This is a genomic window from Paraburkholderia sp. GAS41, assembly GCF_050436545.1.
Classification (GTDB): domain Bacteria; phylum Pseudomonadota; class Gammaproteobacteria; order Burkholderiales; family Burkholderiaceae; genus Paraburkholderia.
In genome coordinates, this window is sequence record NZ_JBNDMK010000017.1 from 1 (window position 1) to 17,892 (window position 17,892).

17 protein-coding genes and 2 tRNA genes are annotated in these 17,892 nt (G+C 59.4%); 11 read left to right on the forward strand and 8 right to left on the reverse strand.

What is annotated here, in order from left to right; translation table 11 throughout:
• On the reverse strand, nt 1-293 hold a 293-nt coding region (locus P3T43_RS21970; protein WP_429283153.1), incomplete at its 3' end, for a hypothetical protein.
• Nucleotides 294-568: 275 nt separating this feature from the next.
• Here P3T43_RS21970 and P3T43_RS21975 point away from each other — a divergent pair.
• Nucleotides 569-1,177, forward strand: coding sequence for a hypothetical protein (locus P3T43_RS21975; protein WP_429283154.1), 609 nt, complete (start codon nt 569-571; stop codon nt 1,175-1,177).
• A 69-nt stretch (nt 1,178-1,246) separates the two neighbouring features.
• Here the strand turns inward: P3T43_RS21975 and P3T43_RS21980 are convergent, their stop codons facing one another.
• Complete coding sequence (locus P3T43_RS21980; RefSeq protein ID WP_429283155.1) at nt 1,247-1,645, reverse strand: hypothetical protein; 399 nt, start codon at nt 1,643-1,645, stop codon at nt 1,247-1,249.
• Nucleotides 1,646-2,459: 814 nt separating this feature from the next.
• Nucleotides 2,460-3,077, reverse strand: a complete 618-nt coding sequence (locus P3T43_RS21985) for a recombinase family protein (RefSeq protein ID WP_429283156.1) — start codon at nt 3,075-3,077, stop codon at nt 2,460-2,462.
• A 201-nt stretch (nt 3,078-3,278) separates the two neighbouring features.
• Here P3T43_RS21985 and P3T43_RS21990 point away from each other — a divergent pair, with 201 nt between their 5' ends.
• The 5 genes from P3T43_RS21990 (at nt 3,279) to P3T43_RS22010 (ending at nt 9,613) form a co-directional block, all read left to right on the forward strand.
• Nucleotides 3,279-4,016: an MFS transporter gene (locus P3T43_RS21990; RefSeq protein WP_429283157.1), complete on the forward strand. Its 738-nt coding sequence runs from the start codon at nt 3,279-3,281 to the stop codon at nt 4,014-4,016.
• Nucleotides 4,016-4,507: a hypothetical protein gene (locus P3T43_RS21995; RefSeq protein WP_429283158.1), complete on the forward strand. Its 492-nt coding sequence runs from the start codon at nt 4,016-4,018 to the stop codon at nt 4,505-4,507. Before P3T43_RS21990 ends, P3T43_RS21995 begins: the two co-directional genes overlap by 1 nt.
• Nucleotides 4,508-5,151: 644 nt before the next feature.
• Nucleotides 5,152-7,839 (forward strand): excinuclease ABC subunit A, encoded by a 2,688-nt coding sequence (locus tag P3T43_RS22000; protein WP_429283159.1) that lies wholly within the window; start codon nt 5,152-5,154, stop codon nt 7,837-7,839.
• 795 nt (nt 7,840-8,634) lie between these two features.
• A complete protein-coding gene (locus tag P3T43_RS22005; protein ID WP_429283160.1) occupies nt 8,635-8,784 on the forward strand; it encodes a hypothetical protein in 150 nt (49 codons plus the stop codon).
• 232 nt (nt 8,785-9,016) lie between these two features.
• A complete protein-coding gene (locus P3T43_RS22010; protein ID WP_429283161.1) occupies nt 9,017-9,613 on the forward strand; it encodes a chorismate mutase in 597 nt (198 codons plus the stop codon).
• On the opposite strand, the gene P3T43_RS22015 is transcribed toward P3T43_RS22010, so the two are convergent.
• Nucleotides 9,610-10,779, reverse strand: coding sequence for an exonuclease domain-containing protein (locus tag P3T43_RS22015; protein ID WP_429283162.1), 1,170 nt, complete (start codon nt 10,777-10,779; stop codon nt 9,610-9,612). The two genes, P3T43_RS22010 and P3T43_RS22015, sit on opposite strands and share 4 nt — an antisense overlap.
• Nucleotides 10,780-11,116: 337 nt before the next feature.
• Nucleotides 11,117-11,320 carry a cold-shock protein gene (locus tag P3T43_RS22020; protein WP_429283163.1) on the reverse strand — a complete coding sequence of 68 codons (204 nt, stop codon included), beginning with the start codon at nt 11,318-11,320 and terminating at the stop codon, nt 11,117-11,119.
• Nucleotides 11,321-11,736: 416 nt separating this feature from the next.
• On the opposite strand from P3T43_RS22020, the gene P3T43_RS22025 reads away from it, so the two are divergent.
• The 3 genes from P3T43_RS22025 (at nt 11,737) to P3T43_RS22035 (ending at nt 13,665) form a co-directional block, all read left to right on the forward strand.
• Nucleotides 11,737-11,985, forward strand: a complete 249-nt coding sequence (locus P3T43_RS22025; protein ID WP_429283164.1) for a hypothetical protein — start codon at nt 11,737-11,739, stop codon at nt 11,983-11,985.
• Nucleotides 11,986-12,005: 20 nt separating this feature from the next.
• Nucleotides 12,006-12,218 carry a hypothetical protein gene (locus tag P3T43_RS22030; RefSeq protein ID WP_429283165.1) on the forward strand — a complete coding sequence of 71 codons (213 nt, stop codon included), beginning with the start codon at nt 12,006-12,008 and terminating at the stop codon, nt 12,216-12,218.
• A gap of 298 nt (nt 12,219-12,516) precedes the next feature.
• Nucleotides 12,517-13,665 (forward strand): porin, encoded by a 1,149-nt coding sequence (locus P3T43_RS22035; protein WP_429283166.1) that lies wholly within the window; start codon nt 12,517-12,519, stop codon nt 13,663-13,665.
• Between the two features lie 143 nt (nt 13,666-13,808).
• Here the strand turns inward: P3T43_RS22035 and greB are convergent, their stop codons facing one another.
• Complete coding sequence (gene greB / locus P3T43_RS22040) at nt 13,809-14,378, reverse strand: transcription elongation factor GreB (RefSeq protein ID WP_429283167.1); 570 nt, start codon at nt 14,376-14,378, stop codon at nt 13,809-13,811.
• 119 nt (nt 14,379-14,497) lie between these two features.
• Here greB and P3T43_RS22045 point away from each other — a divergent pair.
• Nucleotides 14,498-14,574 (forward strand) — tRNA-Arg (locus P3T43_RS22045).
• Between the two features lie 83 nt (nt 14,575-14,657).
• Nucleotides 14,658-14,734: transfer RNA gene (locus P3T43_RS22050), tRNA-Arg, on the forward strand.
• A gap of 139 nt (nt 14,735-14,873) precedes the next feature.
• Here P3T43_RS22050 and P3T43_RS22055 read toward each other — a convergent pair.
• Together P3T43_RS22055 and P3T43_RS22060 are read right to left on the reverse strand one after the other, a co-directional pair.
• Complete coding sequence (locus P3T43_RS22055; RefSeq protein ID WP_429283168.1) at nt 14,874-15,362, reverse strand: phage protein NinX family protein; 489 nt, start codon at nt 15,360-15,362, stop codon at nt 14,874-14,876.
• Nucleotides 15,363-15,442: 80 nt separating this feature from the next.
• On the reverse strand, nt 15,443-17,815 hold the full coding sequence (locus P3T43_RS22060) for a RelA/SpoT family protein (protein ID WP_429283169.1): 2,373 nt from the start codon (nt 17,813-17,815) through the stop codon (nt 15,443-15,445).
• Between the last annotated feature and the right edge of the window lie 77 nt (nt 17,816-17,892).

The following is a 17,892-nucleotide window of genomic DNA, read 5'->3' on the forward strand; positions in this document are numbered from 1 at the left end:
GCGGTGGCCGTCGTCGTCGAAGTCAGTGGCAGTAGAGCATTGGCGACGGGTGTCGGGGAACGCTGATGCGTCACTTTATTGAGGCGCTGACGATAGCGACGCATCCGTTCGGCATGTGCAAAGCGGCCACGACGACTGAGTTGATAGCGTTGGCCAGCCTCGCGCAGGCGGGCGCGGCGCGAGGCCTGTGAGCAGTCGCCACCGCAGTAAATCTGGCCGCGATCGCAACGCCGGCACACGACGACCTGCGCCCGGCAGCGGGCGCACAGAAAGAGGCGGCCAGTGGCCGGCATCGGCAGTCCCCGTCAATGCCGAAGCGGTATCGACGAGGCGGATCAGCCGTGCCATACTGGCCCGGCACCCGTACCCCGTTGTGCGCGTGTGGGGCTCGACACTGGAATGAACTTGGCGGTTAGGACCGGTGTCGGGCCTGTTTCTTCGGCGGTCAGTTGTAGTCGTTCTTCTACCGCATCCCGATTCCCGCGTCATCCCCCTGGCGAACCGCACATCCCCGGTGCGTCTGCGCTCGCCCTACGGGCTCCCTCCGACGCACCCGAATCTGAGCCCCATGAAACGTCCCAGAGTCGCCGGGCTGAACAGCAATCGCGTCGCACGGCTGTCCGACGCCGCCATCCAATGTCGGATTTCGACCGCCATTCACATCAGAGACTTCTACATCGGTCACACTCCGGTCGGCGGCCTTCTTATATTAGCTTTGATCGTAATCGCGGGACTTGCAGCTCTGGCAGTTTATTGGCGCTTCATGGATGTGATTCTGGAGATGATTCCTCCGATTCCTCGTTGGGTCGAAAAGGTAGCGTTCCTTGTGTTCGCTGCGTTCCTCTGTGCAATCTACTCTCGCGCCGAGAAGAAAGAGATCAGCTGGTTGAATACGCGTGACTACTATCATTCCCGCGTTGAACTCGAACACTCTGACCTTGGGCTTGTTGACGCTGGTGAGGTGTTGTTCGGCATGATTGGTAGGATCGGTGACAATAACCACCGTTATGTGGAATTGTCAGGCACAGTAGAGACCGCCGTGAAGTGGCGCGATGCATTGAAAGCAGCAAAGCGGCCTTATAGATATGTAACGTCGGCGGGCTGGGAGACAGGAAATGATCCGAAATGGGTGAGCTTGGCGAGCATGACAGATTTATACGGAAACATAGTCCTATGACCGATACAACTGGCATATCACGACCCGTCACAGCCATCCGCGGCGCTCAAAAGCCGCCCTTCGAGGCAGTCAGCGTTGCACCTTACAGACGTTATATTTTAACCACGCGAGGATGTTCTGATCGGTGACTGCTTTGGAATGCATATCATTGAGCGTCAGATAGCCGTAGAATCCACCATTTTGATCGACAATAACTGGAGGATCAGGTGCTATATCATTGCATGGGCTTTCAGAAGATATGTCCGATCCGTACCGACCTATGTCATTAAAGATGCTCTGCGGCGAAATGTCTGAACCGTATTGACCGATATCATTATGGACTGAGTCGGGTGCCACATCGGAGCAGTTCAGACAGCCCAAGTAGACGTCGTGGCTCGCCCCTCCGAACAACATGAGTTTGACTTGTGCCTGTGCCAAGGTTGAAGCTGTTGTTAGCGCGATTAAGAATAATAACTTTCTAACGTCCACGCCGGACCTCTCATTGTTGTGAAGTGCTAGTTTTTTATAACCTCATGCTCCCACTGAGAAGACTTATTTTTGCGCGTCCAATGAGTGGGAACTCCGAACAAATTTGCCAATGCCTTGAAAGCTTTAGTGATGCGCTCCGAGTTCATGGAAGTGGAGTTGCTTGAAAACAGCCGAACATAGAATGCGCTCCAGAACGCAACAGCATGATCGAACCGAACGTCTATCGCTGGTGCCGCGACAGAATACATTTCCGGATTTTTTGCACATACAAGGTCGGCAAACATTTCATTTCCAGCGCTGCATGCTGACACAAACAGGCGGCGTCCATTCAATTTCCCTTCGAATACCCGGCGAGCATTTCCGCAACGCACATTACGCGCAGGTCATCTGACGGGCGCAGGGTTCCGGGTGGGCGCGATCTTGGTCGCCCGTTCCAGCCGGTTTACCCGGTTACGTGTCCATAGACGCAAAACAGCCGTTCCCGAGGTAAGAGAAGCCGTTGGTGTAGGCAGCCCCGCCTGACCGATCTATTGCGGCTACACCGGGTTCCTGAGTACTGCCAGGTGTGTCGGTATTGCCGAGGTCTGCAAGCGGCTCCTAGGTTTCTACGGAACCCGCACTAACTATTTGTTTCAATCGTATGCGATCTATTCCAGAGCCATGGGAGACAAGGCCGCTTCGCTGTCGAATGAGATCGACGGTCTTGCGCGGCAAAGCTAAGCGCCGCTTTGGCGCGGCTAGTCAGGATAATCGGTAAGGTGGCTGTAAAAGAGTCCCCAACTAAGGGGACAGCGCCCCCCTTGGATCCCTCGGATCACTTAGCGGCGCAGTAGCGCTTGACCGTGGCCGCTCCGATCTGGAAATGCTCTGCGGTCTCCTTGATGCTTGCGCCATGCTCGGTACGCCATGCGACCACTGCGGATGCGTCTGCGGCCTTGGGGCGTCCCATCTCTTTCCCTTGGGCCTTAGCGGTCGCAATGCCTTGCTTCTGCATCTCGCGACGATTGAGGTAGTCCGCTTCGCCTTGAGCGGCCATGAAGGCCAGCACAGCGTCTCGGGTGGCCTTGGAGATTGCATCCGTAGCCCGACCATCAAACACCATCCCGTTCAGCGTGCAGACGACCTTGACGCCCATGGCCATCAGTTCATTCATGGTCTTCGACAGCATGTCGTAGTTGCGGCTGATACGGTCGAGCCAGCGCACGTACAGCACGCCACCCTCGCTCAGTTTGTCCATAACCCGCGTCCACTCTTTGCGGTCCATAGGGGCCACGTGATAGCCGCTCACACCTTCGTCGATGTGTACGTGCTTGGCGCTCACACATTGCTTGGCTGCATCGTCGTACTGAGTCGCTGACGTCTGGCCGTCGATGGTCGAGATACGACCGTAGTACAGAGTGATGGTCTTGGCGGTGTTGGCGGCTGCGTTCATGGTCGGTATCCGTGCGTGGCTCAGAACTGGTATGGCTCAATAGTAGAGGTGGCTCACAACACGGTCAACCTTTTGAGCTATTGTATTTGGCTATCGAACGGCCTAGCCTGAATGTATACCTTGTGAGCCAACTCAGCGGAGGCGCAATGTTAGTAGGCTCACTGAGGCTCTTCACCATATAATCAGAGCGAAGGCCATGCCATGGACAAGACCGAACTCATCCAATTTCGAATCGACGCTTTTACGCCGGACACGCTCCCGATGTCGCGGCTGGCGGAGTATTTGACTCAGCTTGCTGACCTGCTCGGTAGCCATGAACACGTGCACTTCACGAGCGTGAAAAAGGGAAGCGCGATTCCGCAGGCGAAGGTCGATTTTCCGGCGATACCCAAGATTCAAGCACGCCTGCAACTTGCGCACTCAGTTGATGCCCCCGATGACATTCGAAAACCGTTCGAGGCGATCAATCGCCTTCTCAAGGCGGACAATGCCAAGGCCACGCTGAAGGCGGGGAACGTTGTCTACGTCAAGTTCCTCGGCCGCGAGATTCCTGATGAAAAGCCTTACAGGTTGCGCGAGGCTGGCTGTCTAGACGGCACCGTCATTCGCATCGGCGGTACGGACCGAACGATTCCTGTGTGGCTGCAATCACTCGATGGACAGACGATTCATAAGGGAATCGAAACAACGCCTGAGACGGCACGAGCGCTTGTTCGCCATTATCTTGGCAAGCCAGTTCGTATTCACGGACAAGGGCTTTGGGAACGCTGGAGTGAAGGTGGTTGGGGTCTGGTGAGCTTTCATGTTGCTCATTTTGAGGAGCTTGACGAGACGCCGCCTAACGAGGTGTTTGCCACGCTCGCATCACATCCGGGAAACGGATGGGCGGAACTTGATGAACCGATAAAAGAACACCAAAGGATCCGGGGAAGCGATTAATGGTCGTTTTTGATGCTGGAATTCTTATTAGTCTCCTCACGCCCCGCACGACAGAGCGACATAAAAAAGAGCGCTTGGATTTTCTCGTGCGTACCCTTAGCCAGGGGCGAACGAAAATCCTTATTCCGACACCTGCTTTGTCGGAGCTCCTTGTTTACGCTCCCGACCTCGCGGACGAATTTAGTAGATCATCTGGCTTCGAAGTCGTGCCGTTCGACCAACGTGCGGCAATCGAGTGTTCGATTAGCATTCGGGCGGCGCTGTCTTCCGGTAACAAGAAAGGCAAGCAAAGCGCCGTTTGGAGTAAGGTGAAATTCGATCACCAAATCGTAGCGATTGCGCGTAGCCGTCTTGCGACGTGCATCTATTCTGACGACAAGGGCCTTCGCAACTTCGCCCGCTCTATTGGTATAAGCGCCGTATCGTCGGACGAGCTACCTGACGATCCAGCCAAAGCCCAAGGCCAGCTTGACCTTAACGACGAGGGTTAAGCGCCCGTAGAGCGATTTCGCAGCCGTGCAGCACGCTCGGTGCGCTGCGCATCGCACTCGCGTTTGGTTTTCCAAATCGATCGACAACTCGGCGCGGGAAATAGTACCGGTCTCGTTCTCTGCTGATTGACTTCAAAAAGATCGACTTGAGGCCGACCGCCACGTTGTTGTTGGAAATCATTGAGTGGGGGGGCCGCCCCCAAGTTCCTGAAGAACTGAAAGGTTTATGTAACCCGTTCAGCCAGAGACCCCACGGCCCCCTAGCAACTAGGGGGTGCCTGTTTATGAAACCTCGGACCCCCGGTAGGGCCGCGCCCACCTTGGGAAATTCGGTGCGTCCCTATTAACTGGGTGGCCATGGGTCCCCACGGGTTACCATAAAGACAGGCCCCCGAGTTACCACAGGCCCCAAGGGACCCTAGACCGCACGGCCTATTGCCGGAGACCGCAAACCCTTGTACAGTAAGGCTCTCAGGCCGACATGCGCCCCTGACCGGATCGGGTAAAGTTCGACGTTCGATTTCTCTTTCCGGCACCACAAGATTCAAGCAAAAAGCCCAGTCCTTACGACTGGGCTTTTTGCTTTCCAGCTAGCGTTCACCGCGCGATCCGGATGCCAATACGCCAACCCGTTATAGTTTGGCATGACCTCTTCCGACAAAAAGACGCCTTCGCGCACGACCACTGCAACGCAGCGGACTGCACCCACCACCGTCGCCCCCACAGGCTTCGTGCGCGTCCGCGGCGCCCGCGAACACAATCTGAAGAATGTCGACGTCGAGATCCCCCGCGACGCGCTAGTCGTGTTTACCGGCGTGTCGGGCTCCGGCAAATCGTCGCTGGCGTTCGGCACGCTCTATGCCGAAGCGCAGAGGCGCTACTTCGAGTCAGTGGCGCCGTACGCGCGTCGCCTGATCGAACAGGTTGGCGCGCCGGACGTGGATGCCATCGAAGGCCTGCCGCCCGCGGTCGCCTTGCAACAGCAGCGCGGCACCCCGAGCGCGCGATCCTCGGTCGGCAGCGTCACGACGCTATCCAGTCTCGTGCGTATGCTGTATTCGCGGACCGGCAGCTATCCGCCCAGACAAGCCATGTTGTACGCGGAAGACTTCTCGCCGAATACGGTGCAGGGTGCCTGCCCGACCTGTCACGGCCTCGGTCGGGTCTACGAGGTCACCGAAAGATCGATGGTGCCCGACGACTCGCTGACGATTCGCGAGCGCGCCGTCGCCGCGTGGCCACCCGCATGGCACGGACAAAACCTGCGCGACATCCTCGTGACGCTCGGCTACGACGTCGACACCCCGTGGCGCGATCTGCCGAAGAAAGACCGCGACTGGATCCTCTTCACCGACGAGACGCCGACCGTCCCCGTCTACGCCGGCTTCTCGCCGAAGGAAACCCGAGCAGCGCTCAAACGCAAGGCGGAGCCGAGCTACCAGGGCACCTTCAGCGGCGCGCGGCGCTACGTCCTGCACACCTTCGCGAATACACAAAGCCCGCTGATGAAAAAGCGCGTCGCGCAATTCATGATCAGCAGCGAATGTCCGTCGTGCCATGGCAAGCGCCTGAAGAAGGAAGCGCTGTCGGTGACCTTCGCGGGCTTCGATATCGGCGAGATGGCGCAACTTCCGCTCGCCCGCCTGGCGGCCATCCTCGAACCGGTGGCGCAGGGCGTGTGGCCAGACTCCAGCGCCGCGACGAACAGCAATGTGCTCAGCAAACCTGCCCGGCGCGATGCGAGCGCCCGTCGGGTCGCCACCGGCGGCTCAGCGCATGAGGCGGCGCCGGACGTTCGACGCACACCGAATCTCTCGGAGGAAAAGCGCCTCGCCGCTCAAAGGATCGCCGTCGAACTGCTGGAACGCCTGTCCACCCTGATCGATCTCGGGCTCGGCTATCTCGCGCTGGAACGCAGCACGCCGACGCTCTCCTCAGGTGAGCTGCAGCGCTTGCGGCTCGCGACGCAGTTGTCGTCGCAGTTGTTCGGCGTCGTTTATGTGCTCGACGAGCCTTCCGCAGGACTCCATCCGGCCGACGGCGAAGCGCTTTTCATAGCGTTGCAGCGCCTCAAGGCCGCCGGCAACTCACTGTTCATCGTCGAACACGATCTGCAGATGATGCGCCGCGCCGACTGGCTCGTCGACGTCGGGCCGGCCGCAGGAGAAGCCGGCGGGCACGTGATCTACAGCGGGCCGCCCGCCGGACTCGCGGCAGTCGAAGCATCGCAGACGCGGCACCACCTTTTCGCCGCGCCCGCACCGAACTCACGTACGCCCCGCACACCACGCGGCTGGCTGCGGCTCGCCCACGTCACCCGCAACAACCTGCATGGGCTCGATGTGGCATTTCCGCTGGGTTGCTTCACCACCGTCACCGGCGTATCAGGGTCCGGCAAGTCGAGTCTGGTCAGCCAGGCGTTGCCGGAACTCATTGCGAATCGGCTGGGACGCGTCATCGAGACCGCTGACGACGACGAGCAGGATCCGCTCTTCACCACGCCCGTTGTGCCGACCAGCGGTCAGATCGTCGCCGGCATGGAAGCCGTGCGCCGGCTGGTGCGGGTCGACCAGAAGCCGATCGGCCGCACGCCGCGCTCCAATCTTGCCACCTATACCGGCCTTTTCGATCATGTGCGCAAGCTGTTCGCCGCGACACCCGCCGCGCGCAAGCGACGCTACAGCACCGGACGCTTCTCGTTCAACGTCGCGCAAGGACGCTGCGCCACGTGCGAGGGAGAAGGCTTCGTCAGCGTCGAATTGCTGTTTTTGCCCAGCGTCTATGCGCCCTGCTCGACGTGCCACGGCACCCGCTACAACCCGCAGACACTCGAGATCAAGTGGCGCGACAGGAACGTCGCCGAAGTACTCGCGCTGACCGTCGACGCCGCCTGCGACCTGTTCGCCGCAGAACCGCACGTGATGCGCGCGCTCACCGTGTTGCGCGACATCGGGCTCGGCTATCTGCGGCTCGGCCAGCCGGCCACGGAGTTGTCTGGCGGCGAAGCACAGCGCATCAAGCTCGCCACCGAATTGCAACGCGCGCAACGCGGCGACACGCTGTATATCCTCGACGAACCGACCACCGGCCTTCACCCCGCCGACGTCGACCGGCTCATGGTGCAGCTACAGGGTCTCGCAGATGCGGGCAATGCGGTGGTGGTCGTCGAACACGACATGCGCGTCGCGGCACAAAGCGACTGGATCATCGACGTGGGACCAGGAGCCGGCGAAGCAGGCGGCAAGGTGGTGGCGAACGGCACGCCGGCCGAGGTGGCGCGTGTCGACGCCAGCCGCACAGCGGGATATCTCAGGGAACGGCTGGCGTTGTAAGCGGAGCGTCGCGGCGTCTCGGCGTCTCGGCGTCACCGAGCCACAACGGGCCGCGTCGTGACGCGCAAGCACATCTCTGCACCGAAAAACTCAAATGTATTTAATAGTCAGGCTAATTGATGAAACCGTTTCCGTGGGGAGCAATTGCACACCGCATTCAATTTCGCTCTCATCTGTATTCGTCTTTTCATATGGTTAAGTAAAAGATCGTCAAACGCGTCAACGGAATGCGCTAATTCATCGTTAACAAAAAAATGAGGGCGTCATTCTGCCCGGTTGAATGACGCGGCGCGCGAATGCAATACACGCCAAGTCACTTTTTCGACGTGTGTGCACTGCAGCGAAACAGATTGATTAAGGGTCCTGATAACCTGCCGATGGGTTTCAGATCGCGGCAATCATGAGATGGCAGACTACGCTGCACCGCATCAATGAGTACTACAGGAACAGGGTAAAACGCATTTGACGGTAGGATGTTCTAGTGCGAGTCACTGACGCTTGCGAGCTTCACAGTGATGAGGCGAACAGGTTCGAGATGCTGTACGACAGGTTGCCGCAACTGCATGTCGTGAGTGGTCAGTCGACGTGAGCAACACCGCGCAAACGACACTGACAAAATCAGTGCGATCGTTCGTCATGCAGGACAACCGGTAAATTTTATTCAAACCCATTCAAGCAAAGTCACTCTGTGCCGATAAAGCAACAAATGGCCAATGAAAAGCAGCGTTATGGGTTTGCAGCACTGGTGTAAAACGGGGACCGAGGCAGATAATCGGTCCGTAGAGGAGAAAGATCATGGATGCCAAACCGCCCAAACTTCCGACCCCGGATAAAGTCTTCAGTCCGGATCCGGAACCCGCTGGCGTTGAGTTTCTGGGCGCCGAACTGCCTGAGCATGTTCGTGCGTTCTTCGACGAACAACGCAAGTCGTGCGAGCAGAAGTAACTGCTAGCCCGCGTGCTGCAACATTCGGGAGACGCGCCGTGTGCGTCGCCCGTCAGTGCATGCGCGCGAACTACGCGAGTGCTTGCGCACCGCGCTAGTCGATCGTCCCGCGCTGGGTCGTCAGCTGCGGCGCGGGTGGTCGCGCGTCTTGCAAGCAGCGCCGCACCGCTTCCACCGCGCTTCGTTTATTCTTCAGGCTTTTCCGCTTCGACCTTTCGGTCGCCATTCCCTCATGAATCGCTTGTATCGCAGTGGCGCGCTGGCCGCGCTCACGTTGTGTGCCGCGTTGACGCTCACGCCGGCACCCGCTCGTGCAGATAGCGACGACACCGCGCTGACCAATCTGATTTCGCTCGTCTCGCAAAGGCTTGCGCTGGCCGAGCCGGTGGCGCGCTGGAAATGGGCCAATCACCAGGAGATCACCGACCCGCCACGTGAGGCCGCGTTACTTGCCGACGTCGCCAAACGCGCTGCTGCCGCACAAGTGGATCCCGAATTCGCCCGCGCGTTCTTTCGAGACCAGATCGATGCCAGCAAGGAGGTGCAGAATGCGCTGTTCGCCACGTGGCGCAGTACCCGGGCGCCCGAGGGCGCGCCGCCTGACCTTGCTACCAGCACCCGGCCTCAGCTGGACCAGTTGACCCAGTCGATGATCGCTGGGCTCGCACGCGTGCAACCACTGCGCGCGGCGCCCGACTGCCCGTCACGCGTCGCTCAAGGCATTGCTAACTGGAAAACGTTGACGCGCTACGACTCGGCGCGCACCGGCGCGCTCACGCACGCGCTCGGTCACGTGTGCGAATCGGGCGGAGTCGGCGCGACTGGCTAGGCGATGCTCGCAGCGCCCGCACCGACAGAATCCGCGATAGCCGAGACGCCAAGCGGCATCATCCGCAAACCACGCGCGAGATGCGTCTGCAGAATGCGGTAGGTGGATAGCTCGAAAGCGGCCGCGGTCACGCTCGACGCGTGCAGGCTCGCGGCCTGCGCAAGCGACGGGGCGTGGCCGACATAACGCCACCGGTCAACCACGTGAAAGGCGCGCGCCTGCAGTTCCGCGTCGCGCTCTTCAAAGACGATCGGCCCGTCGAACGGCCAGGGGGCATCGACGGGATCGCTTTTCGAGACCCGCGGCAGACGGTTTTGCCCGGGACGCAGCGTGGCGATCCATTGCGCCTCTGCCAGCATGGCGCCAAGTTCGCCACCCGTCGCCAACCATTCGACCCGCCGCACCTGCTGAGCCAACCGCAGGTCTTTCGACGAGCGCCGCTCGCCGGTCAGATGCGAGCGCAGGCGCTGCCGAACCCGCACACTTCTGCCGACATACAGCGCCGCATCCTCTTCCCCGAAGAACGCATAAACACCACAGCCCACCGGCGCCGTGTCGAGCAAATCTTCGGTGATCTCGCCCGCCAGACGGTAACGGCGCAGCGTGCGCTCGATCTGCGCCCGCAACACGTCGACCGGCACAAGGCCGTGCAGACGCTGCCAGAACTGCCACAGGAGATCGGCATCGGCCAGCGCACGGTGCCGGTCGGACGGCACTAACGCGTGACGCTCGACGAGCGCGTCGAGTCCATGACGTTTTTCCGCCGGAAACAGCGCGCGCGACAGACGCACCGTACACAGCACGTCCGGATTGAAGGCAAGGCCCGCACGGCGAAATTCGCTGCGCAAGAAACCACGATCGAAACTCGCGTTATGGGCAATAAACAGCTTGCCGTCCAACCGCTGGAACAGAGCGGGCGCAATGGCGTCGAAGGTGGGCGCGCCGCGCACCATTGCGTCAGTGATGCCGGTCAGTTGCTGAATAAACGGCGGAATGGATTGCTGCGGGTCGACCAGCGTACTCCAGCGCGACACGCCCTCTGGACCTATTTCGACGACACCGACCTCGGTAATGCGATGCTCGCCAGTCGAACCGCCTGTGGTCTCGAGATCGACGAACGCGATCGGCATATCGATCGCGGGATTCTGCAAAAACTGTTCAGACATGGGGCAGGATAAATTTGGATGCGTAGCTTGCGGCAAGTATGCACCAGTTGACACCCAGACATGCGGGCGGCATCACCGTTTTTAGCGCCGGCGTGAGCGTCGCGCGGCAATGACACCTGTGCTGGCGGTGCTTGACTGCGACGGGAGATTATATTTTTATGTCCAATGAATATGAAAGCGCGGCATTTTTATACTCGAAAACCCTAAGCAAACCATCCCACGCCGACGCCATAAACTTTGAACGCGCGATATACAGAAAACGAAAAAGCCCTCGACCAAGCGAGGGCTTTTTCTTCGCGCCGCGATGCGAGACGTGTGACTGCGCGGCCGGTACCGCTCACACAGGCTGGATGTTCGCTGCCTGCTTGCCCTTCGGACCCATCTTCACTTCGAAGGAAACGCGCTGGTTTTCCTTAAGCGACTTGAAACCTTCGCTGCGAATTTCGGAGAAGTGAGCGAACAGATCCTCACCGCCAGAGTCCGACGTGATGAAGCCAAAGCCCTTAGCATCGTTGAACCATTTTACGATACCAGTTTCCATATTCCAGTTTTCCTCGAGATTTATGATTAAAGCGGGCAGTGCCCTAACGCCGATTACGATAGACCTGAATAGATGGTACGCGGGAACACTGCATCATCACATCTGCCAATCGGAAATTCAGCATTGCCGTTATACGGGGAAGAAAGATTGGCCGTCAAGCGAATTATGAATAGGCGCTGATCCATTTAAACCTGAACGAAATAGCAACTGATTTGGCTCAATAACCGCTCAATGATTAAGTAACAACTGAATAGGTTACGCGTCGTTTTTACTTTTGAAATGGAGCACCCGGATCATCACAGGAAATTTTTCCGTTATCTGTAACAAATCATGACATTCGTAAGTGTTTGTCCGACTTGTTACGACGCGGGCCTCCAATCATGATGATTCCACGCAGGTTGTATCAGGAGATCGCCATGCTACGGAATGTCTACCGCCGCTTCACCGCCTGGCTTGGCCGCTCACGCTCCACGGCACGCACAGCGGCGATCAGGCAGACAACGGCACCAGGCTCCGCTTTCGACTTCGACCCAATGTGGCACGGAGATCATTGGCAAAACTTGCTGTCTTCCCCCATGGACGCCCGTCACTATGTAATGGAAGACTGGAGCGTGGCAATCGCCACGGTTTATGCGCCGGCCGGCCTGGCTGCCCCGATTCGCTAGAAAGAACGCAGCAGAATTGCATGCAAAAAAAAGCGCGACTGGGAAGTCGCGCCGACAAAGGTTTGGAGATCTTTTTCGGCAACGAAAAAGTCTGCTTCGAAAAGCAGAAAGGTCAGTATATCCCTGAATTCTCTGATGATTTGCCGCACAATCGACAATCATCAATTGCCCTTACGACAACAATCGGCATCGTCCTTACTTTTCGCGTTGTTTTTTTACATCGCTTGATGTAGTAATTGAGCAACGCGCGTAGGTTGACACATCCCTGCCCCATCCGCGTTCTCTGCGTAATTCCTTTCCCAGCAAGGCACCGATCAAACCCGCCAATAATTGCGCGTCAAGTAATACTTTATTGCGTAAATCGGAATGCCTTCTGGCCGACCCGCGTCCCTACACTTTGCCTGTCTGGAAACGAGCGCGCTTGATGTATCGCGCGTTTTCACGCAGGTCACATCGCCTCTCGCAGCGTAGGCGTGACGTTTCCTCGAAGCCTGGGCCTCTCGAGCCCATCCTGTTCCTGGAGTTACAAAGATGAAAAAGACACTCATGGTCGCGGCCCTCACGGGCGTTTTCGCCACTGCAGCTCATGCACAAAGCAGCGTGACGCTGTACGGCCTGATCGATGCAGGCATTACCTACACGAACAATCAAGCCGGTCATTCGAACTGGCAAGCAACCGACGGCGCAATCAGCACGAGCCGCTGGGGTCTGCGCGGCTCTGAAGACCTGGGCGGCGGTCTGAAGGCAATCTTCACATTGGAAAACGGCTTTAACGTCATGAACGGTTCGCTGCGCCAAGGGGGCCGCGAATTTGGCCGTCAGGCATTCGTTGGTCTGGCCAGCGACCAGTTCGGCTCCGTCACGCTCGGTCGCCAATATGACAGCGCAGTCGATTATCTCGGCCCGTTGGCACTGACCGGCACGCAATACGGCGGCACGTTCACGGCTCACCCGTTCGACAACGACAACATGGACAACTCGTTCCGCGTCGACAACTCGATCAAGTACCAGAGCGCGAACTACGGCGGCTTCAAGTTCGGCGGCCTGTATGGCTTCTCGAACGCAGCCGGCGAATTCTCGAACAACCGTGCCTACAGCCTTGGCGCGTCGTATAACTACGGCGGCCTGAACGTCGCTGCTGCATACCTGCAACTGAATAACACGCTGAGCGCACTCGGCGCGGTCACGAACGGCCCCAACGGCGCAGTCGGTGGCGACAACCCGCTGATCGCCGGCCGCCAACGCACGTTCGGTGCAGGCGTGAACTACACGTTTGGCCCGGCAACGGCAGGTTTCCTGTACACGCAATCTAACCTGAACGACTTCACGGGTATTGCGGCTGGTTCCGCAGGCACGTCGGCGACGGTTCCGCTGGGTGCAACGAGCGGCCACTTCCAGAACTTCGAAGTGAACGGCCGTTACCAGATCACGCCGGCGCTGAGCGTCGCGGGTGGCTACACGTTCACGCAGTCGAGCATCGACGGTACGAATCCGAAGTGGAACCAGGTCAACCTGCAAACTTCGTATGCCCTCTCGAAGCGCACGGACGTGTATCTGCAAGGCGAATACCAGCACGTGATCCAGGACGGTTCGGGTCTGAACGCGGACATCAACGGTCTGACCGCTTCGGGCAACAACAACCAGGTTGCGGTGACCGCCGGTCTGCGTACCCGCTTCTAAAGCAACAGGTTGTCGCAGTATTGGAAGGCGCCGCTTGCGGCGCCTTTTTTCGTTTCCAGACAGGCAGGAATGCCAGGGTGACGGGACAACGGCCGGAAGGCGCCGCGCCCATGACAGCGACACCGCAAGGCCCCAATGCCCCGTCAACCGCCCGTGTCGGGCGGCGGATAGCGGACGTCGATCACGTCGATCGGTTCGGGCCCCGCCGGCGTGTGCAGCGTGACCTGGTCGCCGATCCTGGCCTTCACCAGCGCCCGCGCAACGGGCGAAATCCAGCTCACCCGCCCGTTATCCAGGTCGACCTCGTCGATGCCGACAATCGTCACCGTATGCATTTCGCCGTCCTGCGTCGCGTAGTCGACGGCGGCGCCGAAGAACACCTGATCGACGTTTTCCTGCTTGCTGCTGTCGACAATCTCCGCCAGGTCCAACCGTTTGGTCAGAAAGCGGATACGCCGGTCAATTTCGCGCAGACGCCGTTTTCCATAGATGTAATCGCCGTTTTCCGAACGATCGCCGTTCGAAGCCGCCCACGACACCAGCTTCACGACTTCCGGACGCTCCTCGTCGAGCAGATGGAGCAGTTCATCACGTATCCGGCGATAGCCTGCGGGAGTGATGTAGTTTTTCGCACCTGCGGGAATTCCAGGTTGCGCGACGTCGAGGTCGTCGTCATCTTCCTCACTCGACTCTTTGACAAAGGCCTTGTTCATGATCTTCCATAGACTGCAGCGAACCCTGCCTATCAAGGTTACACGATCAGGACAATGAGACAAATCGCAGTTTGAGGCTTCCCTTTTTTTGAAGCTTTGCTATAATCCCGTTTCTGCGTGCGGCTGTAGCTCAGTTGGATAGAGTACTTGGCTACGAACCAAGGGGTCGTGGGTTCGAATCCTGCCAGCCGCACCACTTATTTCGAGGGCCTCCCTCCGGGGAGGCCCTTTCGTTTCACCGGGTTTGTTCTTATACCTGCGTTGTATCTGTTTTAGCGTGCGGCTGTAGCTCAGTTGGATAGAGTACTTGGCTACGAACCAAGGGGTCGTGGGTTCGAATCCTGCCAGCCGCACCACCTATAAAGGGCCTTCCATCTGGAAGGCCCTTTGTTTTTGGTTCGACGGATGGCGTGCGGTATATCCGGTGCGGCGACCATTGCTGATGTCCGAAGCATCGGATGCGCCCGCTCCTTCAAATCCGTCCTTACAGCCCCTTCAGCGGGGCGCCGACTGAATGTCGCCGATCTGCCCGTCGGGCTTCGGGATGTCTTCGGCAACCAGATACTTGGTCTCTTCGCTGATAGGCTCCGCGCTTAGGCCGGCGAGCGCCTGAGACTGCTGCAGCACGTCATCCACGGTATCGCCGAAGCGGCTGGCCACAAACGCGCGCAGCAGCGCGACACGCAGCGTATCGCCGCGCCCCTCTGCGGTCCTGTGACCGCCTTCGAAATCTGCGATGCAGTACGCGTTCTGCCGATTGACATGTTCGCGCACCTCCAGCCGCTGGGCGCGCTCCAACACGACCGCGGCAGCCTCCCACGACGTCGATGGCGTGAAGCGTCCATCCCATGGGCGCCCGTGATCCTCGCCACGAATCGAAACGGTCTCTCCGCTGTCGGTAAAGTGAATTTCGCGCACGACGCCGTGCAGGCTGCGCGCCACCCAATAGTCGAGCGGCATACCGGTCAGGTCAGCTACGTTCATCGCATTCCCCCTCAAGAACAGGGTGAGACTCGAATCCGGCGTGAGTGTTCAGACTTACGTGGTGAAGCGCGGGCTCAATGTCAGTAATCGGCGCGTTCGCGATCGATGCGCATACCGCCGTCGTGACGATGATGCCCTTCCTCGCTCGGCCGCTCGCGCGCGATGCGCATCACGTCCGGGTTCGTCCGGACGCGGCGCATCACATTGGCGAGATGCACCCGGTCGCTGACCTGAATCACGAAGCGCAAGACGGTGGATTCCTGCGACAGGTCTTCGTCCATGGCGATGTGGACGATGTTCGCGTCGGCGGATGTGATATCCGCCGCCACGCGGGCGAAGACGCCCTTGGTATTCTTCACGAGCACCTTCACCGCCACGTCGAACAGACGTCCCGGCTGCGGCGCCCACGCCACGTCGATCCAGCGGCCCGGATCGCGCTTGTGAATGCGCTGGGCCACGCGGCAATCAGTGGTATGGATAGCCATGCCCAGGCCGATGCCGATATAGCCCATGATGTCGTCGCCCGGAATCGGGCGGCAGCACGCCGACAACTGGACGGACATCCCTTCCGTACCGGTGATCACCACCGGCGGCGGGTGCGATGTGTGACCGGATTCGGAGCGCGGGCTGTCGTCGTCGGCATCGTGGCCGTTCATCAGCACCTCGATGCGCTTGGCCATGACCGCCGCCACGCGCCGGCCGAGGCCGATATCCGCAAAAATTTCCTGCCGGCTCTTGTTGCCGGTCCACTGCACGAGCTTTTCCCAGGCTTCCGGCGTCACATCCGACAGCGCCAGGTCGTAGCCCTTCAGCGCCTGATCGACGAGCCGCTCGCCCAGTTGCACGGACTCGTTCAGCCGCATGGTCTTCAGATAGTGGCGGATCGCCGAACGTGCCTTGCCGCTTCGCACAAACCCGAGCCAGGCGGGATTCGGCTTGGAATACGGCGCGGTGATCACTTCGACGATATCGCCGCTCTTCAACTCAGTGCGCAGCGGCAGCAATTCATTGTTGATCTTCACCGCGACGCATTGGTTGCCCAGGTCGCTGTGGATCGAATACGCGAAGTCGAGCGCGGTGGCACCGCGCGGCAGCGCCATGATCTTCGACTTCGGCGTGAACACATAGACCGCATCCGGGAACAGATCGATCTTCACGTGCTCGAGGAATTCGCTCGAATCGCCCGCTTCACTCTGGATGTCGAGCAGCGACTTGAGCCACTGATGCGCGCGTTTTTGCACGTCGTTCAGGTCGGCGCCGCCGTTCTTGTACAGCCAGTGCGCCGCCACGCCCGCTTCGGCGATCTCGTGCATCTTGCGCGTGCGCACCTGAAATTCGATGGGCGCGCCGAATGGGCCCACCAACGTGGTGTGCAGCGACTGGTAGCCGTTCACCTTCGGAATGGCGATGTAGTCTTTGAATTTCCCCGGCACCGGCTTGTAGAGCGCATGCAGCGCGCCGATGCAGGTGTAGCACTCCAGCGCGCTCTCGACCACGACGCGAAAACCGTACACGTCGAGCACCTGCGAGAACGACAACTGCTTGTCGCGCATCTTCTTGTAGATGCTGAAGATGGTCTTTTCGCGGCCGGTGACTTCGGCGTCGAGCCTCGCGTCCGCAATGGCGCGCTGCACCGATTCCAGGATCTTGCCAACCACTTCGCGCCGGTTGCCGCGCGCCGCCTTGACGGCTTTTTCGAGCGTGGCGTACCGATGCGGATTGAAATTCGCGAAGCTCAGGTCCTGCAGCTCGCGGTAGGTATTGTTCAGACCCAGCCGGTGGGCGATCGGCGCGTAGATATCCAGCGTTTCGCGGGCTACGCGGCGGCGCTTTTCCGGCGGCACCGCACCGAGGGTGCGCATGTTGTGCAGCCGGTCGGCGAGCTTGACGAGAATCACGCGCACGTCGCGCGCCATGGCGAGCAGCATCTTGCGGAAATTTTCCGCCTGCGCTTCCTCGCGATTCCGGAACTCCATCTTGTCCAGTTTCGACAAGCCGTCAACCAGTTCCGCGACCTTCGCCCCAAAGCGCTCGGCAAGTTCCGCCTTGGTCACGCCCTGGTCTTCCATCACGTCATGCAGCAACGCCGCCATGATCGACTGGGCGTCGAGCTTCCAGCTGGCGCAGGTCTCCGCGACAGCAACCGGATGCGTGATGTAGGGCTCGCCACTCTGGCGATACTGGCCGAGGTGGGCCTCGTCGCTGAAGTGGAAAGCCGCCTTGACGTCCTTGATCTCTTCCGGCGAAAGATAGCCGGACAAGGCGGAAGTCAGCTTGGCAATGGAAACGACGTCGTGCCGGCGCGGCTGCTCCGGCGTGGCGGTCGGCCCGAACAGATGGCGAAACGACTGTTCGAGGACCGCGTCGATGTACTTGCGTGCAGAAGCCGGGGAGTCGCCTTCGTGAGCTTCGTGCTCCACTTCCGTAACGGCGGGCGAGGGATTGGTGCTCATGTTCGCCTCCGTATCAGGTTGGACGCCGGTCTGCACGCGTGTGATGAATTACATGGCAATCGAATACGGATGAAGCG